This window comes from Pseudarthrobacter sp. alpha12b (genome assembly GCF_054130495.1).
In genome coordinates, this window is record NZ_CP196746.1 from 1,872,469 (window position 1) to 1,891,967 (window position 19,499).

Sequence of the window (19,499 nt, forward strand, 5' to 3'; positions counted from 1 at the left end):
GCCAGGAGGCAGGGGGTGGAGTGGCAGCTTGGGCTGCCACTAAATTCTACACGAGATAGAAATAATTCAGAACCGCGTTACGCCGCAGTTTCCCCACTGCCGCGGGACAGGTACGGCCATGCGGTCACCAGTCCCATGACCAGCGTGGCGAAGATATCCACCGCGAGCACGATGTGCCAGGGGAAGACGGCGAACGCCAGGCCGCCGAACGACAGTACGGCAGTCCACAAGTACAGCAGGATCACCGCGGTGCGGTGCGAATAGCCGATGTCCAGCAGCTTGTGGTGCAGGTGGCCGCGGTCCGCCGACCAGGGCGAACGCCCGCGGGCTGTCCGGCGGACTACGGCCAGTCCCAGGTCAAGCAGCGGGAGGAAAAGGACGGCGAAGGGAAGCAGGATGGGTATGACGGTGGAGATACCGTTGGCGCGGTCGTAGAGGCCCGAGGTGATCTGCCCCGTTGACACGACGCCGGCCGAGGCCATGAGGAGTCCGATCAGCATGGCACCGGAGTCGCCCATGAAGATTTTGGAGGGAAAGAAGTTGTGCGGCAGGAAGCCCAGGCAGCCGCCCACCAGCACGGCCGTAATGAGGGTGGCCAGGTCCGAATAGTCCAGCAGCACCGCGTTCCGGTGCACCCAGTAGGCGGTGAAGAAGAATGCCGTGCCGCCGATGACGGCCACCCCGGCGGCAAGGCCGTCCAGTCCGTCGATGAAATTGAAGGCGTTCATGGTGGTGACGATCAGCCCGGCGGTCAGCACCACCCGGAGCGTTCCGTCCTGGAGATAGATGGGTTCCGGCACCCAGGGAACGATGGTCATCTGGACACCCCAGATGGCCACTGTCAGTCCGGCGGCGCTTTGGCCGATTAGTTTCACCCACCACCGGATGTCCAGCAGGTCGTCGGCTACGCCCACCAGGACGATCACGGCGGCGCCGGCCAGGACACCCCAGGGCGAGAAGTTGTTCCGGTAGATGTCCCTGACGAAGAAGGACTGGCTTGCAACCACCAGCGCCACCATGACGCCCAGGAAGATCGCCACCCCGCCCAGCCGGGACACAGGCGTCGAATGCATGTCGCGGCTTCGGATGGGCAGGTGCAGTTCCAGCCGGTGCCCCACGATCCGGGCTCCCCAGGTGGCTGCGTAGGAGACAATGGCGGCGGTAAGCCCCATCAGCAGGTACATGATCATGGGACGGGCACCGCTTCGAGAGTGATGGTGCCGAAGCCGCTCAGCTGCGTTGGCAGCCGGTGCTGGGTGGGTGGGCTCACGGGCCGGGAATCTGTTCTTCGATAAATGAAACTTCTCCGTCGCCGAGCGCGCAGCAGGCAGTGTTCGGTGCCTTACAGGGCTGTATTACAGTGGACTCTAGTCAAAGATACTAGTGCCACCGGCACCATGGCTCCGCGCCACACGGGCGCACAACAGGTGGGGAACTCCCTGGCGGCCATGCTGAAAGGACCCCCATGACCCCCCGCATTGCGGTTGCTGCCGTGACGTTCGACCGACCCAAGGAACTGTCCGTCCTGCTGGATTCGGTCAATGCGCAGAGCCAGTCCGTGGATACGATTTGCCTGGTGGACAGCGGCACCACTCCGGCTGCGGACGTGGCGGCGGCACACGCCAACGTTGACTATGTCCGTTCCGAAGCGAACCTGGGCGGCGCCGGGGGGTTCGCGCTGGCCGCGCTCAAGGCAGTGGCCAGCGGTGCGCGCTGGATCTGGATGATGGACGACGACGCCGAGCCGGCAGATCCGGAATGCCTCGCCACGCTGCTTCGGGAGGCTGAGGCACGCGACCTCGAGGCGGTGGTCCCTTTGGTCACGGCGCCCGGCCATCCCGACCGGCTGTCCTTTTTCTTCCGCCTTGATGGCAAGGTCACGCACGACCGGGCTGAGGTGGAGAAACTTGGCTTCCTTCCGGACGACGGCCACTTCTTCAACGGCGCGCTGATCCGCTCGGACGTGTTCTTCAGGGTGGGCCTGCCGGATATGCGTCTGTTCATCCGCGGCGATGAGGTTGATTTCACCATCCGGCTCCGCAAGGCCGGGATCCGCTTTGGCACCGTCACCACCACCGCCATCACGCACCCGCATGCCTTCAGTGAAACGCAGCATGTCTACGGTGCCCGCTGGCACGTGATCGTTCCGGACTCCGCCTTCAAGCGCTACTACTATTACCGGAACCGCGGCTACCTCATCCGCCGGTATTTCCGGGTGCGCTCATTCGTTGCCGACGTCGGCGGGTACGTGGGCTATTTCCTGCAGCGCCGCGATCTTCCGGGCTTCCTGGGCTGGGCGCGTGCATTTGGCGCAGGCCTGAGGGGCAGGGGCTTTGCCCCGCTGGAGGACCAGAAGTTCTAGGAAGCTACCTGCTGGGTCCCTGTTTCCTGAGCCTTCGGGCTGCGAGGAGCCACAGCAGGACCCAGGGCTCCCCCAGCACACGGTAGGCCACGCGGCGGGGATGCAGGAGCAGGCGCCAGGCCCACTCAAGGCCCATCCGGCCGAGCCACCGGGGGGCTAGCTTCTGGACCCCGGCCAACTGCTCGATGGCGCCGCCCACGGCGCAGTAGACAGCCGGTGGCATATCACCCAGCCGCCGCTGCAGCACTTCCTCCTGGAGCGGCATGCCCAGGCCAAGCAGGACCAGCTGCGGCTGTTCCCGGTGCAGCCAGGAAACCGCTGCTTCCTCCAGGGCAGGATCCCACCCCTCGCCGGGAAAACCGGATACGCGGGCGCCTGGAACAATGCCCTTCAGCCGGCTGACTGCCCCGGCGTTCGCTTCGGGCCCGGCGCCGACCACGGCAATCCGCTCCAGACCGCGTACCTGGTCCAGTGCCGGCAGCCAGTCCGTGGAGCCCAACCTGTAGTCCATGACGGGGCCTTCGGCGTTGCCGGTCCTGCCCCACAGCCACAGCACGGGTGCTCCGTCCAGGAGCACCACGTCGCTGTCCTCGTAAAGGCGCCTAAAACCGTCGTCGGACAAGGTGAGGGTGACGCTGTGCAGGTTGTGGCCCAGGACGGTACGGGTGGATCCGTCCGCCACGAAGCTGCTCAGTTCCGCAACCAGCTCGGGGACCCGCAACGGAGTGGCGTGGACATCCAGGACCGGAATCTGCTGGCGGTCCAGCGCCATCAAGGCTGCTGGTTCCCGGCCGGCGCGGTGGATTCTGCGCCCGGACCCGTCACGGCGGATGAGCCGGAGGCGTCAGGTGCGGGCCCGGCGTCGTTCTGTGCATCCCCCGCGCCGGACTGTTCCGGGGCTGGCTCCTCTTCTGCCATCGGGATTTCACCCAGGCCCAGGACGCCCGGGACGTGCTCGCGCAACCGGTCCAGGCTCACTGCCCCGTTGCGCACCACGCGCAGGATGGGTCCGGTGGCGTCCACGATGGTCGACGGCACGCCCGCTTCGCCCTCCAGGGGGCGCTGGCCGCCTTCCAGGTAGACCTCCACGGAATCCGCCAGCTGTTCCCGTGCCGCCGCGGCCGTCTGGGCCGGAGCCTGGCCGGTGCGGTTCGCGGAGGACACGGCGAGGGGGCCGGTCAGGGTCAGCAACTCCAGGGCGACTTCGTCCGCGGGCATCCGCAGCGCAACGGTCCCCTTGGTTTCGCCCAGATCCCAGTCCAGCGAGGGCTGTGCGTGCAGGATCAGGGTCAGGCCGCCGGGCCAGAAGGCCTCGGCCAGCTTGCGGGCGTCCGCGCAAACTTCGGTGGCCAGGCCGTCAAGTGCGTTGATGCGCGGGATCAGGACGGGCGGCGGCATGGTGCGGCTGCGTCCCTTTGATACCAGCAGCATGGTGACGGCCTGCGGCGAAAACGCATCCGCGCCGATCCCGTAAACGGTGTCCGTGGGGAGCACGACGCACTTCTTTTCGCTGATGGCACGCTGGGCGTCCTCGAGGCCCCTGGCCCGCTCGTCGTCGATGGTGCAGTCATAAGTTGTGGTCACTGGCCCATTCTTTCATTCCGTGTGGTCTGGTCCGCGAGCACGGCGCTGGTGGCGCGCTCCTTGCCGTTGAGGTCCAGGTGCGTCGTGATCGCCGTCCATGCTCCGGTACGGGCAAGCATGTTGGCAATCCAGCCGGCCTGGACTTCCGCGTGTTCCATGACGAAGTAGCCCCCCGGCCGCAGCAGCCGGGCAGCGGAGGCCGCTGCCGCCGTCGGAAGTTCCATGCCGTCCGCTCCCCCGCCGTACAAGGCCTCCGGGGGGTCGTGCAGCGCTACTTCGGGTTCGTTGGGGACGGCTTCTGCGGGGATGTACGGCGGGTTGGAAATGACGACGTCGACGCTTCCGTTGAGTTCCGGAAAGGCGTGGCGAAGGTCCCCCAGGACCAGGTTGACGCCCAGCGGCGCAAGGTTTCTTGCCGCCCAGGCGTACGCGAACGGGCTGAATTCGACCGCGTGCACTTCGGCGCCGCGTACTTCGTGTGCGATGGAACCCGCAATCGCCCCGGATCCTGTCCCCAGGTCCACGATCCGGGGGTGCGGCATGTTTTTGACATGGTCGATGGCCAGCTGGACCACGGATTCGGTCTCCGGCCGCGGGATGAACACCCCGGGCCCCACGGCCAGTTCAAGGTAGCGGAAGTGCGCTGTCCCGGTGATGTGCTGCAGCGGGATGCGGCGTGCACGTTCGGCCACAAGCTCGGCGTATCCCGGCGGCGCGGGGGTATCGCCGAGCATCAGGGAGCGCAGGCGCCCCAACCCGACATTGAGGAGATGGTCGGCCAGGAGTTCGGCGTCGGCCCGGGGGCTCGGAACGCCGGCCTCGGCCAGGACTGCAGCGGCCTCGCGGACCGCTGCAGCCAGGGACTGGGCAGGCACCGCCTGGGTGGGCTCGGTCATGGCAGCTTTCCGGTCAGTCGCCGATGGCGTCCAGCCGCGCCTGCTCATCCATCTCGATCGCGGACTGGATGACCGGCTCCAGGTCCCCGTTCATCACCTGGTCCAGGTTGTAGGCCTTGTATCCGGTCCGGTGGTCCGCAATCCGGTTTTCCGGGTAGTTGTAGGTGCGGATGCGCTCGGAGCGGTCCATCGTGCGGATCTGCGACTTCCGCTGGGCTGAGTTCTCGGCGTCGATCTGCTCCTGCTGGTGCGCCAGGATGCGTGCCCGCAGGACTCGCATGCCGGCTTCACGGTTCTGCAGCTGGGACTTCTCGTTCTGCATGGCCACCACGATGCCGGTGGGAAGGTGCGTGATGCGGACGGCGGAGTCAGTGGTGTTCACGGACTGCCCGCCCGGACCCGAGGAGCGGTAGACATCGATCTTGAGGTCGTTCTGGTTGATCTCGAGCTCTTCGGGCTCGTCAACTTCGGGCAGCACCAGGACGCCGGCAGCGGACGTGTGGATACGGCCCTGCGACTCGGTCACGGGCACGCGCTGGACGCGGTGCACGCCGCCTTCGAACTTGAGCCGGGCGTAGACGCCTTCGGCGGGGTCATTCGAGTTGCCCTTGACGGCCACCTGGACGTCCTTGTACCCGCCAAGGTCGGACTCGGTGGCGGAGATGATTTCGGTCTTCCAGCCGCGGGACTCCGCGTACCGGGTGTACATGCGCAGCAGGTCACCGGCAAACAGGGCAGCCTCGTCGCCGCCTTCACCGCCTTTGACCTCAAGGATGACATTGCGGGCATCGTCGGGATCGCGGGGAATCAGCAGGCGCCGGAGCTTGGCGGCTGCAGTTTCCAGCGCGGCTTCGAGTTCAGGCACCTCGGCGGCAAATTCGGGATCCTCGGCAGCCATCTCTTTGGCGGCAGCAAGATCGTCGCGGATGCCTTCCCACTTGTGGTACGCCTCAACAATGCCATTGAGCTGAGCCGACCGCCGCCCCAGCTTCCGGGCAAGCCGCTGGTCAGCATAAACAGCAGGATCCCCCAGCTGCGCCTGGATGGAGTCATGCTCATCAAGCAGGCCCTGTACGGACTCAAACATCTATAAACCTCTTTCGACTTGTACAAGTCTAGTAATGCCGCGCGTTAGGTGGGACGAACGCAGGTCGGGCGGTTTTTTGCCGCCCCGGGAGTGGCATTGGGCCTGCCGGAGCGTGGTGGCCAAAGTCCGTCAGGACGTGGCCACCACGCGTAGGGGCGGGGGCGGCAAAAAACCGAACGACAAAGGGGCGGGGCCGGCAAAAATATGCGCCGACCCCGCCCCGAACTCAGCTACTTGTCGTTATCCGACTTCGCGCCAAGCGTCGTCTTCTGGACCTGCATGAGGAACTCGACGTTGCTCTGGGTTTCCCGGATCTTGTTGGTGAGCAGTTCAAGGCTCTGCTGGGTCTCGAGTCCGGAGAGGACGCGGCGCAGCTTCCACATGATCTTGACCTCTTCGGGCGAGAGCAGGTTCTCTTCGCGGCGGGTACCGGAGGCGTTGACGTCCACTGCCGGGAAGATGCGCTTGTCTGCCAGCTGGCGGGACAGGCGGAGCTCCATGTTGCCGGTGCCCTTGAACTCTTCGAAGATGACCTCGTCCATCTTGGAGCCGGTCTCGACGAGAGCGGTGGCCAGGATGGTGAGCGAGCCGCCGTTTTCGATGTTGCGGGCGGCACCGAAGAAGCGCTTGGGCGGGTAGAGGGCTGCGGAGTCCACACCACCGGACAGGATGCGGCCGGAGGCCGGTGCTGCCAGGTTGTAGGCGCGGCCCAGGCGGGTCATGGAGTCCAGCAGGACCACCACGTCCATGCCCATTTCCACGAGGCGCTTGGCGCGTTCGATGGAGAGTTCGGCCACGGTGGTGTGGTCGTCGGCGGGACGGTCGAAGGTGGAGGCAATGACCTCGCCCTTGACGGTGCGCTGCATGTCCGTGACTTCTTCGGGCCGTTCGTCAACCAGCACCATCATGAGGTGGACCTCAGGGTTGTTGGTGGTGATTGCGTTGGCGATGGACTGCAGGATGAGCGTCTTACCGGCCTTGGGCGGGGAGACGATCAGGCCACGCTGGCCCTTGCCGATCGGGGCAACTAGGTCGATGACGCGGGGACCGATTTTCTTGGGGTCGGTCTCCAGGCGCAGGCGCTCGGACGGGTAGAGCGGTACCAGCTTGGCGAACTCAACGCGGTCCTTGAGCTCTTCCGGGGTCTTGCCGTTGACGGACGTGACGCGGACCAGTGCGTTGAACTTCTGGCGGGTGGACTGCTGGCTGCGGTCTTCGCCGTCACGCGGTGCACGGATTGCGCCCACCACGGCGTCGCCCTTGCGCAGGTTGTACTTCTTGACCTGGGCCAGGGAGACGTAGACGTCATTGGGGCCGGGCAGGTAGCCGGAGGTGCGGATGAACGCGTAGTTCTCCAGGACGTCAAGGATGCCGGCGACCGGCAGCAGGACGTCGTCGTCGGTAACCTCGACGTCGTCCACTTCCGGACCCTGGTTGCGTCCGCGGCGGCGGTCGTTGCGGTCGCGGAAGCGGTCGTTGCGGGAGTTGTCCCGGTCCTGGCCGCCTGAACGGTCGTTCCGGTCATTCCGGTCGCGGCGGTTACGGCGGTTGCGGCGGCTTCCGCCGTCGGAGTCGTCGTTGTCACGGTTATCCCGGCCGCCGTCGCGCTGGCCTGCCTCGCGGCTGCCGGTGTTGTCTCGGCCGCCATCGGAGTCGCGGGAGGTGGTGTCGCGGCCGCGGGTGCGGCCGCCTTCACGGCGCTCGGTGCGCTGGCCGGACTCGCCCGCTTCTGCGGGGGCTTCGGTGCGCTGCTCGCCTGAACGCTGTTCGGCGGCCGGCTGCTCTGCCGGGGTTTCCACCGGTGCTTCCTGGACGGGAGCGGCAGCGGCTTCCCCGCGGCGGCGGTTGCGGGTGCGCGGTTGGCGGCGCTCGGGGGCGCCTTCCGTTGCCTCGGGGGCCTCCGCAGGAGCGGCCGACGGCGCCTCGACGGCTGCGGCGGCAGGCGCGACAGCGGTTTCCACGACGGGAGCTTCGGTTGCCGGGGCAACCACGCCGTCGCTGACGGCGCGGCGGCTCCGGCCGCGTCCGCGGGCACGGGTGCCTTCAGCGGCAGGGGCTTCAGCGGAAGGGGCCTCCGGAGCGGCTGCGGCCGGAGCCACGGTGCTTTCCGGAGCCTTGTCCGCGGCCTTCGCGGGAGTCTTGACGGTAAGGGTCCCCGCACGGTGGGCGGAGATGGCCGAAACCAGGTCCCCCTTCCGCATGCGGGAGCCGCCGGAGATACCGAGCTGGCTGGCCAGGGCCTGCAGCTGGGCGAGCTTCAGGCCGGCGAGGCCGCTGCTCTTGGCGGGTGCGGCCGTTGATTCGGCAGCAGAAGTTATGTGTTCCACAGCTGGCGACAGCTCAGTGGTTTCGGTCACGAAGGATCCTTCCCCCTCGACGGCGTCCAGACTGGGAGCTGGACGCGATGATTTGATCTGGGCTGCAGTTCAGATCTGCAGCCGGATTTCAGCCTTGCCGGTTGGATTTCGGCCAGCAGGGCCGGATACTGATTCACCTTGCGCTGGGCCCACGGCCCAACGCCTGACTGACGCTTCAGGGGCAGTTGGATGCTGCAAATTCCTGCGACAGACCAAGCAGGTGGCACCGGAATACATTCACAGTGGTAGATCAAACAGCAACTGAATGCAGGAGCAGATCAGATAGGCGGAATTACCGCCGGTGCACGTCCACCTTAGCACCTTCAACGTCCACTGCGAGCTTCAGCACGCGCCAGCCGATGTCCGGCGTGTTCTCCGCCGTGAAGGCCTGAATGAACGCGAGTGCATCGGCGGCCTGGGCGTCACCGTTGGCCAGCACCAGGACGGTTGGCCCGGCCCCGGAAACCACTGCAGCGTAGCCCGCTTTGCGGAGTGCCCCGATCAGTGCCGCACTGGGCCGCATGGCTTCCGCCCGGTAGCTCTGGTGCAGGTAATCCTCGGTGCCCGGCAACAGGAATTCAGGCTTCTGCGTCAGGGCGTGGATCAGCAGGGCTGCGCGGCCCGAATTCATCGCTGCTGCATGGTGTCCCACTGATGCCGGCAGCAGGGCGCGGGCGGCCTCAGTGGAGAGTTCGAAGTCGGGTACCGCCACGACAGGGATGATGGAACCGGCAACGGTGGCGCTGGTGCTGCTGTACTGCTCACTGTCCTGCCATGACAGCGCCAGTCCGCCGAAAATCGCGGGTGCGACGTTGTCCGGGTGGCCCTCCAGTTCGCTGGTGAGCTGGAGGACCCAGTCCCTTCCGCGCCTGCTGTCGGCAGGGACCATTGCATTGGCGGCCGAAACGGCGGCGACCACGGCGGAGGCGGAGGAGCCCAGCCCCCGCCCGTGCGGGTTGACGTTCTCCGCTGTCACCTTCAGCCCGCCGTGGCGGTAACCCAGCCGCTCGAAGGCGGCCTCCATTGCGCGTACCACCAGGTGGCTGGCATCCCGCGGGAGGGTGTCAGCGCCCTCGCCGCTGAGCTCGAACAGGAGCTGGTCCGTGTCCAGGCTTTCCACGGTCAGGGTGTCATGCAGGGCCAGCGCGAGTCCCAGGCTGTCGTAGCCGGGGCCGAGGTTGGCCGTGGTGGCAGGGACACGGACGGTGACGCGCTGGCCCGGCTCAATCAGTTGCAGTCCGACGGCGGCCTGCGAGGTGGCGTCCAAGGCTATTTTTCTTCCAGTCCCAGCTCAGCGGCAACGGTGACAACATCGTTGGGAACCTTGACCGGCTGGACATCACTGCCGTCCTCGGTGCGCAGGGCCCACTGGGGGTCCTTGAGTCCGTGGCCGGTGACCGTTATGACGATGGTCTTCCCGCTGGGGACCTCGCCTGCGGCGTGCTTCTTGAGCAGGCCCGCCACGCCCGCGGCGGAACCGGGCTCCACGAAGACGCCTTCCTTTGCTGACAGCCAGCGGTGGGCGTTCAGGATTTCCTCATCGGTGACGGCCTCGATGAGTCCACCGGATTCGTCACGGGCGCCCACTGCACCATCCCAGGAAGCGGGGTTTCCGATGCGGATGGCGGTGGCGATGGTGTCCGGCTCGGTGATCGGGTGGCCGGCGACGAAGGGGGCAGCACCGGCGGCCTGGAAGCCCCACATCGCCGGTGTCTTGGTGGACACGGCGGGAAGCGTCCCGGCCGTTTCCGATTCGAAGGGCGCCGAGTACTCCTTGTAGCCCTTCCAGTAGGCAGTGATGTTGCCGGCGTTGCCCACGGGCAGGACATGGATGTCCGGTGCGTCGCCCAGCGAATCGACCACTTCGAAGGCACCGGTCTTCTGGCCCTGGATGCGGGCAGGGTTCACGGAGTTCACCAGGAAGACGGGGTAGGACTCCCCCAGCTTGCGGGCGATGTCCAGGCAGTTGTCAAAGTTGCCATCCACCTGGAGCAGGGTGGCGCCGTGGGCGATGGCCTGGCTGAGCTTACCCATGGAAATCTTGCCTTCAGGCACCAGGACGGCGCACTTGAGGCCGGCAGCCGTTGCATAGGCAGCGGCGGAGGCGGACGTGTTGCCGGTGGAAGCGCACACAACGGCCTTCGCACCCGAGGCAACCGCTGCGGTCATCGCCATGGTCATGCCGCGGTCCTTGAAGGAGCCGGTGGGATTCATCCCCTCCACCTTCAGGTAGACGTCGGAACCGGTGAGTTCGGAAAGCTTCTGCGCGTGCACCAGCGGGGTGCCGCCCTCGCCCAGGGTGATGACCCTGGTGGACTCCGTGACGGGCAGACGGTCAGCGTATTCGCGGATGACACCGCGCCATTGGTGAGCCACTTAGACTCCTTCTACCCGCAAAACGGATGTAACTGAATTGATGACGTCCAGGCCCTTCACGGCCTCGACGGTGGCTGCAAGGGCAGCCTCTGACGCGCGGTGGGTAACGATCCGCAGTTCGGCCGACTCCACGTTGGATCCGGCGCCGCGGTGGATGGTCTGCCGCATGATTTCGATGGAGACCCCATGCTCGGCGAAGAGCTGGGCGATCTTGGCCAGCACACCGGGCTGGTCGGCAACGTCCAGGCCGATGTAGTAGCTGGTGGTGGCCGCGTCGATGGGCAGCGCGGGAACGTGGCCCGTGGTGGTTTCGGTGCGGCCGGGACCGCCCAGGACCAGGCGGCGGGCTGCCGAGACGAGGTCGCCCAGGACGGCAGATGCCGTGGGGGTGCCGCCGGCGCCCTGGCCGTAGAACATCAGCTCACCGGCGTTTTCAGCCTCGATGAACACCGCGTTGAATGCACCGCGGACAGCGGCCAGCGGATGTTCGCGCGGCAGGAGGGTGGGGTGCACGCGGACGGACACGCCTTCCTTGCCGTCGGCGTCGGTCAGCTTTTCCGCGATGGCCAGCAACTTGATGACGAAGCCGGCGTCTTTCGCGGCGGCGATGTCTGAAGCACTGACGGACGTGATGCCCTCGCAGTGGACGTCGTCCAGCGCGAAGCGGGTGTGGAAGGACAGCGAGGCGAGGATGGCGGCCTTGGCGGCGGCGTCGTGGCCTTCGACGTCGGCAGTGGGGTCCGCTTCGGCGTAGCCAAGGCGCTGGGCTTCGGCGAGGGCGTCCGAGAACTGGGCGCCGGTGGTGTCCATCTGGTCAAGGATGAAGTTGGTGGTGCCGTTGACGATGCCCAGCACCTTGGTGATCCGGTCGCCCGAGAGGCTGTCGCGGATGGGGCGGAGGATCGGGATGGCACCGGCCACCGCGGCCTCGTAGGAAAGTTGGACGCCTGCCTTGTCCGCCTCTTCGTAGAGTGTGGGGCCGTCCTGCGCCAGCAGTGCCTTGTTGCCGGTGACCACGCAGGCGCCGTTACGCAGCGCGGAGAGGATCAGCGTACGCGCCGGTTCGATGCCGCCCATCAGTTCGATCACCAGGTCTGCGTCCTTGACGAGTGTTTCGGCGTCAGTGGTGAACAGTTCCTGGGGCAGGTCCACGTCGCGGGGGGCGTTGACGTTGCGCACGGCGATGCCGCTGAGCTGCAGGCGGGCTCCGGTACGGGCGGCAAGGGCGTCGGCGTCCTCAATAAGGATCCGCGCAACCTGGGCTCCAACGTTGCCACAGCCCAGCAGGGCCACTTTCAGCGTTCGCATTTCCGTCATTCAGGCTCCCATGTCGCGGTTCAGCAAATCTTCTTCGGTTTCCCCGCGGACAATCAGCCGGGCAGATCCGTCGCGCACCGCGACAACGCCCGGCCGGGCCAGATAGTTGTAGTTGCTCGAGAGGGCCCAGCAGTAGGCGCCGGTTCCCGGTACAGCAAGCAGATCACCGGCTGCCACGTCCTCGGGCAGATATACATCTCTAACAACTATGTCGCCGCTCTCGCAATGTTTGCCCACCACGCGGGACAGCTGCGGGGCCGCGGCGGAGGTGCGGGAGGCCAGGACGGCCGAATAATCCGCGTCGTACAGCACCGGGCGGGCGTTGTCGCTCATGCCACCGTCCACCGAAACATAGCGGCGGGGATACGTAACGTTGTTGCCCGCGTCACCGTCGCCGGAGGTGCCCGGCGCGTCCACGCGGACTGTCTTAAGCGTGCCTACCTCGTAGAGGGTGAAGGTGGTGCTGCCAACAATGGCGCGTCCGGGCTCAATGGAGATACGCGGCGCGTCGATGCCCAGCTCGGCGCAGGTGGAACGCACGACGGCGGCCATCGCGGTGGCGATCTCCGCTGCGGGGCGCGGGGTGTCCACGGGCGTGTAGGCAATCCCGTAGCCGCCGCCAAGGTCCAGTTCCGGCATGGTGATGGAGTACTTTTCCTGCATGGCGGCCAGGAAGCGCAGCAGCTTCTCGGCAGCAAGCGCAAAACCGTCCGGCTCGAAAATCTGCGAACCGATGTGGCAGTGCAGGCCCAGCAGCTCAATGCCGGGGTTGGCTGCCGCCGCAGCCACTGCTTCCTCGGCGGCTGAGACGCCGGCTTCATCGGTGGTGTCGGCCGCCATGGAGAGGCCGAACTTCTGGTCCTCGTGGGCGGTGGCAATGAATTCGTGCGTGTGGGCATGGACGCCGGGGGTGAGCCGCAGCATGACCTTGGCCTGCTCCCCGCGGGCCTGCGCGATCGCGCCGACGCGTTCAAGTTCGGCCAGGCTGTCCACCACGATCCGGCCCAGGCCCATGTCAAGGGCCCGCTGAATCTCGCCGTCGGACTTGTTGTTGCCGTGCAGGGCGACGTCCGCGCCGGGAATTCCAGCCCGGCGCGCCACGGCGAGCTCCCCGCCGGAGGCCGTGTCCAGGCGCAGCCCTTCTTCCTCCACCCAGCGGACCACCGAGGTGCAAAGGAATGACTTTCCGGCGTAGTAGACGTCCACTCCCCCGCAAATATCGGCGAAGGCGTCGTTGAAGGCGTCGCTGAATGCCCTGGCCCTGGCACGGAAGTCGTTCTCGCTCATCACGAAAAGCGGCGTGCCGTATTGCCGCTGCAACTCGCTGACGGGAATGCCGCCAATGCTGATTTCGCCATTTTCGTTGCGCGCTACGTCACGGGCCCACATGGGCTCGTGAAGGGCGTTGAGGTCATCCGGAACAGCGAGCCACTCCGGGGCGAGCGGAGATGCCTGTCCTGCTGGGTGCGTCATCGAATCTACATCCGTTCCGGGGCGGAAACGCCCAACAGGTCAAGTCCGTTGGCAAGCACCTGGCTGGTGGCGTCGTTGAGCCAAAGACGCGTGCGGTTGAGGTCGGTCACTGCTTCATCGCCCATGGGGGCGATCCGGCATGCGTCATACCAGCGGTGGTAGGCGCCTGCGATGGCCTCCAGGTGGCGGGCAACACGGTGCGGTTCGCGCAGTTCCGCGGCCTTGGCCACAATGGACGGGTAGCTGCCCAGGTAGGACAGCAGCTCGTTCTCGGTGGCGTGGTCCAGCAGCGCAGCGTCAAAGCTGTCCCGGCCGTCCAGCTGGCGTTCGACGCCGGCCGCCACCGCATTGCGTGCGGCGCCGCGGGAACGGGCGTGGGCGTACTGGACATAGAACACCGGGTTCTCGTTGCTGTGCTTTTTCAGCAGTTCCGGGTCCAGCGTCAAGGGCGAATCGGCGGGGAACCGGGCCAGGGAGTAGCGGACGGCGTCCTTGCCCAGCCACTCAATCAGGTCCTTGAGCTCGATGATGTTGCCGGCACGCTTGGACAGCTTGGCCCCGTTGACGGACACCAGCTGGCCGATCAGGACCTCGATGTTCAGCTCGGGGTCGTCACCCGCCGCGGCGGCGATGGCCTTGAGCCGGTTGATGTAGCCGTGGTGGTCCGCGCCCAGGAGGTAGATCTTTTCGGTGAAGCCGCGGTCCTTCTTGGACAGGTAGTAGGCCGCGTCAGCGGCAAAGTAGGTTGGCTCGCCGTTGGCGCGGATCATCACGCGGTCCTTGTCGTCGCCAAAGTCCGTGGTCCGCAGCCAGACCGCGCCGCCGTCGTCGAATACGTGGCCCTGCTCGCGAAGGCGAGCCACGGCACTTTCAATGGCGCCGGCGTCGTGCAGTTCCTGCTCGGAGAAGAAGACGTCGAACTCGACGCCGAAGTCCGCCAGCGTGGCCTTGATGTCCTTCATCTGGGCCTCGTAGGCGGCGGCACGGATGACCGGCAGGGCCGCCACTTCCGTGAGCTCGCGGATGTCGGGGTGTGCGGTGAGCACCTCGTGGCCAAGGTCCGCGATGTACTGCCCGGGGTAGCCGCCGTCGGGCACGGGGAGGCCGTGCAACCGGTTGTAGACGGAGTGCGCGAAAGTGTTCATCTGCGAACCGGCGTCGTTGATGTAGTACTCGGCGGTGACGTCCGCGCCGGAAGCGCGCAGCACGCGGGCGATCGAGTCGCCCAGGGCGGCCCAGCGGGTGTGCCCGATGTGCAGCGGCCCGGTGGGGTTGGCGGATACGAACTCCATGTTGACGGTACGCCCGGCGAGCGCGGTGTTGGTGCCGTAGCCGTTGCCGGCCTCAACGATGACCTTGGCCAGGGCTCCTGCGGCTGCGGCGTCCACGGTAATGTTCAGGAAGCCCGGGCCGGCGATATCCACGGCGGAGACACCGTCGATGGACTTCAACCGGCTGCTGAGGACGGCGGCGAATTCGCGCGGATTAGTGCCGGCCTGCTTGGCGAGCTGGAGGGCGATGTTGGTGGCCCAGTCGCCGTGGTCCCGGTTCTTGGGTCGCTCCACGCGCACCTCAGCCGGAATGGCTGATGCCGCAAGGGCAATATCGCCGGCGGCGACGGCGTCCTTGAGGCAGGCGGATATGGCGAGGGAAAGTTCTTCGGGAGTCACCCCTCTAGACTACCGGGGGCCAGTGACAGCAAAGAATTTGGGAGCCGTGCCTGCCGTCCGGCGGGGCGGAAAAGAATGTTCCAGGCCGCATCCGTGAACCATTCGGGCGGATCCGGCGTTGACTAAACCGTAGCCACTGCCGCAGGGCCCGTCCCATAGAGAAGACAACCCAAAAGTGAAATGAGAGCCTTCATGAGACCCTCTATCCGCAAGAGCCCCTCCGCGTCCAGGGGCGCAATCCGCAAAGGCCTATTCGCCGGTATCGCCGGCCTGTCCCTGGCAGGAACCGTCGCGGGCTGTGCACCGTCCACCGCTGACAGCACGCCAGGGACTGCCGGAGCACCAGCCGCCCCCTCTGCCGGATCTTCCTCCCTGGCCGCCAGCGGCGCCAGTTACAAGGACGGCACCTACAACGCGGACGGGAACTATGTCTCGCCCAACGGCACCGAGACCGTGGGCGTGCAGCTGACGCTTGCAGCGGGAAACGTCACGGACGTGCAGATCACCCAGCACCCGTCCAACCCCAACACCCGAAAGTTCCAGGGCCAGTTTGCGGGGGGCATCGCGGCCCAGGTAGTGGGGAAAAACATTGATGAGCTGAACGTTTCCAAGGTGGCCGGGTCCTCACTGACCAGCGGAGGTTTCAACCAGGCCCTGGAGAAGATCAAGGCGGAGGCGCAGTAAGCGGTGCCGGTGGACCGGGAGGGCTTTTCGTTCCAGGGGATCGGTACCGGCTGGGAAATCACCACCGCCCTGCCGCTGCCGCCCGCAGTGCGGACGCGCCTTCTGGAGAGGGTTGAAAAGTTCGACGGCGACTGGTCCCGTTTCCGCAGCGATTCCCTGGTTGCGGACCTGGCGCGGGAGCCGGGCCGCTATGAGTTCCCCGATGAGGCTGCTCCGCTGGGCGACTTGTACGGGCGGCTCTACCGGCTTACCGGCGGGGCCATGACGCCGCTGATTGGCGGCAGCCTGGAGCGCCTGGGGTATGACGCAGCCTACTCGCTCCGGCCGGCCGGGCCGCCCCTCCCGGCGCCGGCCTGGGATTCGGTCCTCACGTGGTCCGGCACGGTCCTGACTGCCAGCGCCCCCGTGGTGCTGGACATCGGCGCCGCCGGCAAGGGCCTGCTGGTGGACCTGCTGGCCGGGGAGCTGGAGGCCGCCGGGGTTGACACGTTCCTGATCGATGCCGGCGGGGACCTGCTGGCCCGCGGAGCCGGGCCCGTGGGCGTGGCGCTCGAACACCCCTACAACCCGGCGCAGGCGATTGGCGTGATGGACCTGCAGGGCCGGGCGCTGTGTGCGTCCGCTGCCAACCGCCGCGCCTGGGGCGACGGACTGCACCACGTCCTGGACGGAACCACCGGGCAGCCCGTCCGAACCGCCGTCGCCACCTGGGCATTGGCGGATACGGCCATGGTTGCCGATGCCCTCGCCACTGCCCTCTTCTTCGTTCCCGGCGCCTTGCTCCAGGAGACGTTCGACGTTTCCTGGCTGACCGTCTTTTCCGACGGCAGCGCAACCTATTCAGCCGAATTCGAAGGGAAGCTGTTTTCATGAGCCCTGTGGATACTCCGCAAACCGGTCCGGCTCCCTCCCTGACGGGCCGGATAGGCACCGCCGTGGGCAGGTTCACCATGTACCGGCTTGTCCTTGTCGTCCTGGCAGTCCTCGCCGCGTACAGCCTGCTGCTCAACGTGCTGGGCTGGCTGACTTTTGGCATCCCGGAAATGCTGGCACACCTGGCGCTGTGCCTGGGTTTGACGTACGCCTCCAACCGGGCGCTGGCGGCGCTCTTCCGGGTAAATCCCCATACGGAATCCTCGCTTATCACGGGGCTGCTGCTCTATTTCCTGTTCTGGCCGACCCTGCAGCCGATGGACCTGGTGGGGGTGGCGCTGGCGTGCGTCCTGGCGTCCGCATCCAAATACGTGCTGGCGTGGCGCGGACGGCACATCTTCAATCCTGCCGCCGCCGGCGCCTTTGCCGCCGGGCTCACGGGGCTGAATATCGCCACGTGGTGGGCGGCGACCCCGGCCATGCTCCTGCTGCTGGTACCCGGCGTGCTGCTGGTCCTGCACCGGACGCGAAAGGTGCTGATGGCGTCAGTGTTCACGGTGGTGGCCACGGCGATCATCACCCTTGAGCTGCTTCGCTCCGGCATGACGGCAGGCATGGGTCTCTGGCAGGCCCTCGCCCAGCGTCCGGTGCTTTTCTTTGTGGGCTTCATGCTGACCGAGCCCCTGACGTTGCCGCCGCGGCGCCGCCAACAGCTGGTGCTGGCCACGGTGGTTGGGGTGCTCTTCGCGGTCCCCTGGAACCTGGGCATTTTCGCCAATTCGCCGGAGGCAGCGCTGCTGGCGGGCAACCTGCTGGCTTTCCTGGCGGGCCAGCGCGGGGCCGTGAAGCTCCGGTTGGCAGGAACCCGGCCGCTGACGGCCGCCACCACAGAGTTCTCGTTCGAGCCTGCCCGGCCGGTGCGCTTTCTCCCCGGGCAGTACATGGAGCTGGACCTGCCGCACGACAGGCCGGACGGGAAAGGCCGACGCCGGGTGTTCAGCCTGACGGGCTCCCCCGGCGAGCGCCTGGTGAAGTTTGGGGTGCGGACGGCGGGGCCTTTGTCCGCGGCAAAGCAAGCGCTCCTGGCGTTGCGGCCGGGTGACGAAGTGACAGCCACGGCGGTGGGCGGCGACTTCGTCCTGCCGAGGGATCCGCGCCGGCCGGTGCTGCTCATTGCGGCGGGGATTGGCATCACGCCGTTTGTTTCACAGCTCTCCTCCGGGAGCCTGCGGGAGCGGGACGCCGTGCTCCTGCTCCTGGCCCGGAGCGCCGGGGAGGTGGCCTACGCGGAAGAACTCCGGAAGTCCGGCGTCCGCGTACTGGTGCGGCTCGCGGACGGTTCCGGGGCGCCCCCGGGCCTGGCCTCCGCTTCCGCCGCCAACCCCGGCGGGGACGGCCGGCTCGACGGAACGACGCTTGCGGCGCTTGTCCCGGACATTGCCGGCAGGGACGTTTACGTCTCCGGCTCCCCCGCAAGCGTTGCATCCCTCCGCCGTGCCGCCAGGCGTGCAGGCGCACACCGGGTCCGGACGGACTCTTTTTCGGGCTACTGAGGCCGCTGGCGGCTGACCGGCAGACTGCCTTTTCAGCGGCGGTTTTCCATTGCGGGCCACCTTGCTGCTAAGCTCTAGGACGTCCCGCCGGGAACGGCCGGATACCCTGATTGCCCTCGTAGCTCAGGGGATAGAGCGTCTGCCTCCGGAGCAGAAGGTCGTAGGTTCGAATCCTATCGAGGGCACAAGAAAACCCCCGCCGCTTCAGAGAAGCGGCGGGGGTTTCTTCGTTTACGCTTCCGGGCCGTGCTGGCGGGCTTCGTGATGGCGGGCCAGGTCAGAAGCGCAGCGCGGCCTCGTCAAGGGTTGCCAGGGTCAGCACGGCTTCCTCCACCGTCTCGTGGTCTTCGAGTTCACGCTCGATCCGGCGCAGGGCCACCGCCACCTCGTGCTCCGGGTGGTCTCCCTCCAGGTCGACCGCCGCCACAAGGTACAGCTTGCGGGGGCCCACGAATTCCAGGTGCAGGTACGTGAGCCGGGCGATGTCGCGGTGCTCCAGCACCCGCCGGGCCATGGAGCGCTCGATGTCCGGCGTGACGCCCTGGCCCACCAGGAAGCGCCTGTTGCGGTCGATCAGGACAACGGCGACGACGGCGAGCAGCACGCCGACGGCGATGGAACCGATCGCGTCCGGCAGCGGTGATCCGGTGACCTGGTGCAGGAACACGCCCAGGAAGGCCACGACGAGGCCGATCAGGGCGGCGGCATCCTCGGCGAACACCGCGCGCAGGGTGGGATCGGAGCTGATGAGGACCTGCTCAAGGGTGTGCCGGTCCAGCTCGTGGGCCGCCTTCCGGGTCTGCCGGAAAGCCTGGATAAAGGAGATCCCTTCGAAGACGAAGGCCACGGCCAGGACCACGTAGGCCACCATGAAGTCTGCCGCGGGCTCCGGCTCAATGATCTGCTGGACGCCATGCATGATGGACACAACCGCGCCGGCGGTAAAGAGGCCGAACGCAGCGAACATCGACCAGACGTAGGCCTCCCGGCCGTATCCCATGGGGTGGCTCTTGTCCCGGGGCCGGGCAGACCGCCGCTCCGCGAAGAACAGGAACACCTGGTTCCCGGTATCCGCCCACGAATGCGCTGCCTCCGCGGCCATCGAGGCCGAGCCCGACAGGACAGCAGCCACCGACTTTGCCGCCGCCACGAGCACGTTGGCCACGAAGGCGATGATGACCGTGAGCAGGGTGGAGCTGGACTTGGGTCGCTTTTCGGTTTCAGCCATGGGCCTACCGTACCCAGCCCAGCCCGGTGCAGCGCGCCG

16 protein-coding genes and 1 tRNA gene are annotated in these 19,499 nt (G+C 66.8%); 5 read left to right on the plus strand and 12 right to left on the minus strand.

From position 1 onward, the window contains the following. Positions 1-77: 77 nt before the first annotated feature. Positions 78-1,190, minus strand: coding sequence for an MraY family glycosyltransferase (locus ACTAQI_RS08545; RefSeq protein WP_457950593.1), 1,113 nt, complete (start codon positions 1,188-1,190; stop codon positions 78-80). Positions 1,191-1,465: 275 nt separating this feature from the next. Between ACTAQI_RS08545 and ACTAQI_RS08550 the strand changes: the two genes are divergently transcribed. Further along, the gene (locus ACTAQI_RS08550; protein WP_457950594.1) at positions 1,466-2,362 is read left to right on the plus strand and encodes a glycosyltransferase; all 897 of its coding nucleotides are present in this window, start codon (positions 1,466-1,468) and stop codon (positions 2,360-2,362) included. A 4-nt stretch (positions 2,363-2,366) separates the two neighbouring features. On the opposite strand, the gene ACTAQI_RS08555 is transcribed toward ACTAQI_RS08550, so the two are convergent. The 10 genes from ACTAQI_RS08555 to argS form a co-directional block, all read right to left on the minus strand. Then, positions 2,367-3,134, minus strand: a complete 768-nt coding sequence (locus ACTAQI_RS08555; protein WP_457950595.1) for a WecB/TagA/CpsF family glycosyltransferase — start codon at positions 3,132-3,134, stop codon at positions 2,367-2,369. Further along, on the minus strand, positions 3,134-3,946 hold the full coding sequence (locus tag ACTAQI_RS08560) for an L-threonylcarbamoyladenylate synthase (RefSeq protein WP_457950596.1): 813 nt from the start codon (positions 3,944-3,946) through the stop codon (positions 3,134-3,136). The genes ACTAQI_RS08555 and ACTAQI_RS08560 overlap by 1 nt, the downstream gene beginning before the upstream one ends. Next, a complete protein-coding gene (gene prmC / locus ACTAQI_RS08565) occupies positions 3,943-4,842 on the minus strand; it encodes a peptide chain release factor N(5)-glutamine methyltransferase (protein ID WP_457950597.1) in 900 nt (299 codons plus the stop codon). The genes ACTAQI_RS08560 and prmC overlap by 4 nt, the downstream gene beginning before the upstream one ends. A gap of 13 nt (positions 4,843-4,855) precedes the next feature. After that, positions 4,856-5,929, minus strand: coding sequence for a peptide chain release factor 1 (gene prfA / locus ACTAQI_RS08570; RefSeq protein ID WP_307357591.1), 1,074 nt, complete (start codon positions 5,927-5,929; stop codon positions 4,856-4,858). A 230-nt stretch (positions 5,930-6,159) separates the two neighbouring features. Beyond that, on the minus strand, positions 6,160-8,286 hold the full coding sequence (gene rho, locus ACTAQI_RS08575) for a transcription termination factor Rho (RefSeq protein ID WP_457950598.1): 2,127 nt from the start codon (positions 8,284-8,286) through the stop codon (positions 6,160-6,162). A gap of 292 nt (positions 8,287-8,578) precedes the next feature. Continuing rightward, positions 8,579-9,553, minus strand: a complete 975-nt coding sequence (gene thrB / locus ACTAQI_RS08580; protein ID WP_457950599.1) for a homoserine kinase — start codon at positions 9,551-9,553, stop codon at positions 8,579-8,581. A gap of 2 nt (positions 9,554-9,555) precedes the next feature. Next, the gene (gene thrC / locus ACTAQI_RS08585; protein ID WP_457950601.1) at positions 9,556-10,662 is read right to left on the minus strand and encodes a threonine synthase; all 1,107 of its coding nucleotides are present in this window, start codon (positions 10,660-10,662) and stop codon (positions 9,556-9,558) included. Continuing rightward, entirely contained in the window at positions 10,663-11,979 is a 1,317-nt protein-coding gene (locus ACTAQI_RS08590) for a homoserine dehydrogenase (RefSeq protein ID WP_457950602.1), read from the minus strand. Then, the gene (lysA, locus tag ACTAQI_RS08595) at positions 11,980-13,452 is read right to left on the minus strand and encodes a diaminopimelate decarboxylase (RefSeq protein WP_457950603.1); all 1,473 of its coding nucleotides are present in this window, start codon (positions 13,450-13,452) and stop codon (positions 11,980-11,982) included. A gap of 5 nt (positions 13,453-13,457) precedes the next feature. Further along, positions 13,458-15,122, minus strand: a complete 1,665-nt coding sequence (gene argS, locus ACTAQI_RS08600; protein WP_457950604.1) for an arginine--tRNA ligase — start codon at positions 15,120-15,122, stop codon at positions 13,458-13,460. A 192-nt stretch (positions 15,123-15,314) separates the two neighbouring features. On the opposite strand from argS, the gene ACTAQI_RS08605 reads away from it, so the two are divergent. The 4 genes from ACTAQI_RS08605 to ACTAQI_RS08620 all read left to right on the plus strand — a co-directional run bounded on the left by ACTAQI_RS08605 (position 15,315) and on the right by ACTAQI_RS08620 (position 18,417). Next, entirely contained in the window at positions 15,315-15,806 is a 492-nt protein-coding gene (locus ACTAQI_RS08605) for an FMN-binding protein (RefSeq protein ID WP_457950605.1), read from the plus strand. Between the two features lie 9 nt (positions 15,807-15,815). Beyond that, a complete protein-coding gene (locus tag ACTAQI_RS08610) occupies positions 15,816-16,679 on the plus strand; it encodes an FAD:protein FMN transferase (RefSeq protein ID WP_457950606.1) in 864 nt (287 codons plus the stop codon). Next, positions 16,676-18,232, plus strand: coding sequence for a ferredoxin--NADP reductase (locus ACTAQI_RS08615; RefSeq protein ID WP_457950607.1), 1,557 nt, complete (start codon positions 16,676-16,678; stop codon positions 18,230-18,232). Before ACTAQI_RS08610 ends, ACTAQI_RS08615 begins: the two co-directional genes overlap by 4 nt. 112 nt (positions 18,233-18,344) lie before the next feature. After that, a tRNA-Arg gene (locus tag ACTAQI_RS08620) sits at positions 18,345-18,417 on the plus strand. A 92-nt stretch (positions 18,418-18,509) separates the two neighbouring features. Here ACTAQI_RS08620 and ACTAQI_RS08625 read toward each other — a convergent pair. After that, on the minus strand, positions 18,510-19,460 hold the full coding sequence (locus ACTAQI_RS08625; protein WP_457950608.1) for a cation diffusion facilitator family transporter: 951 nt from the start codon (positions 19,458-19,460) through the stop codon (positions 18,510-18,512). Positions 19,461-19,499: the final 39 nt, after the last annotated feature.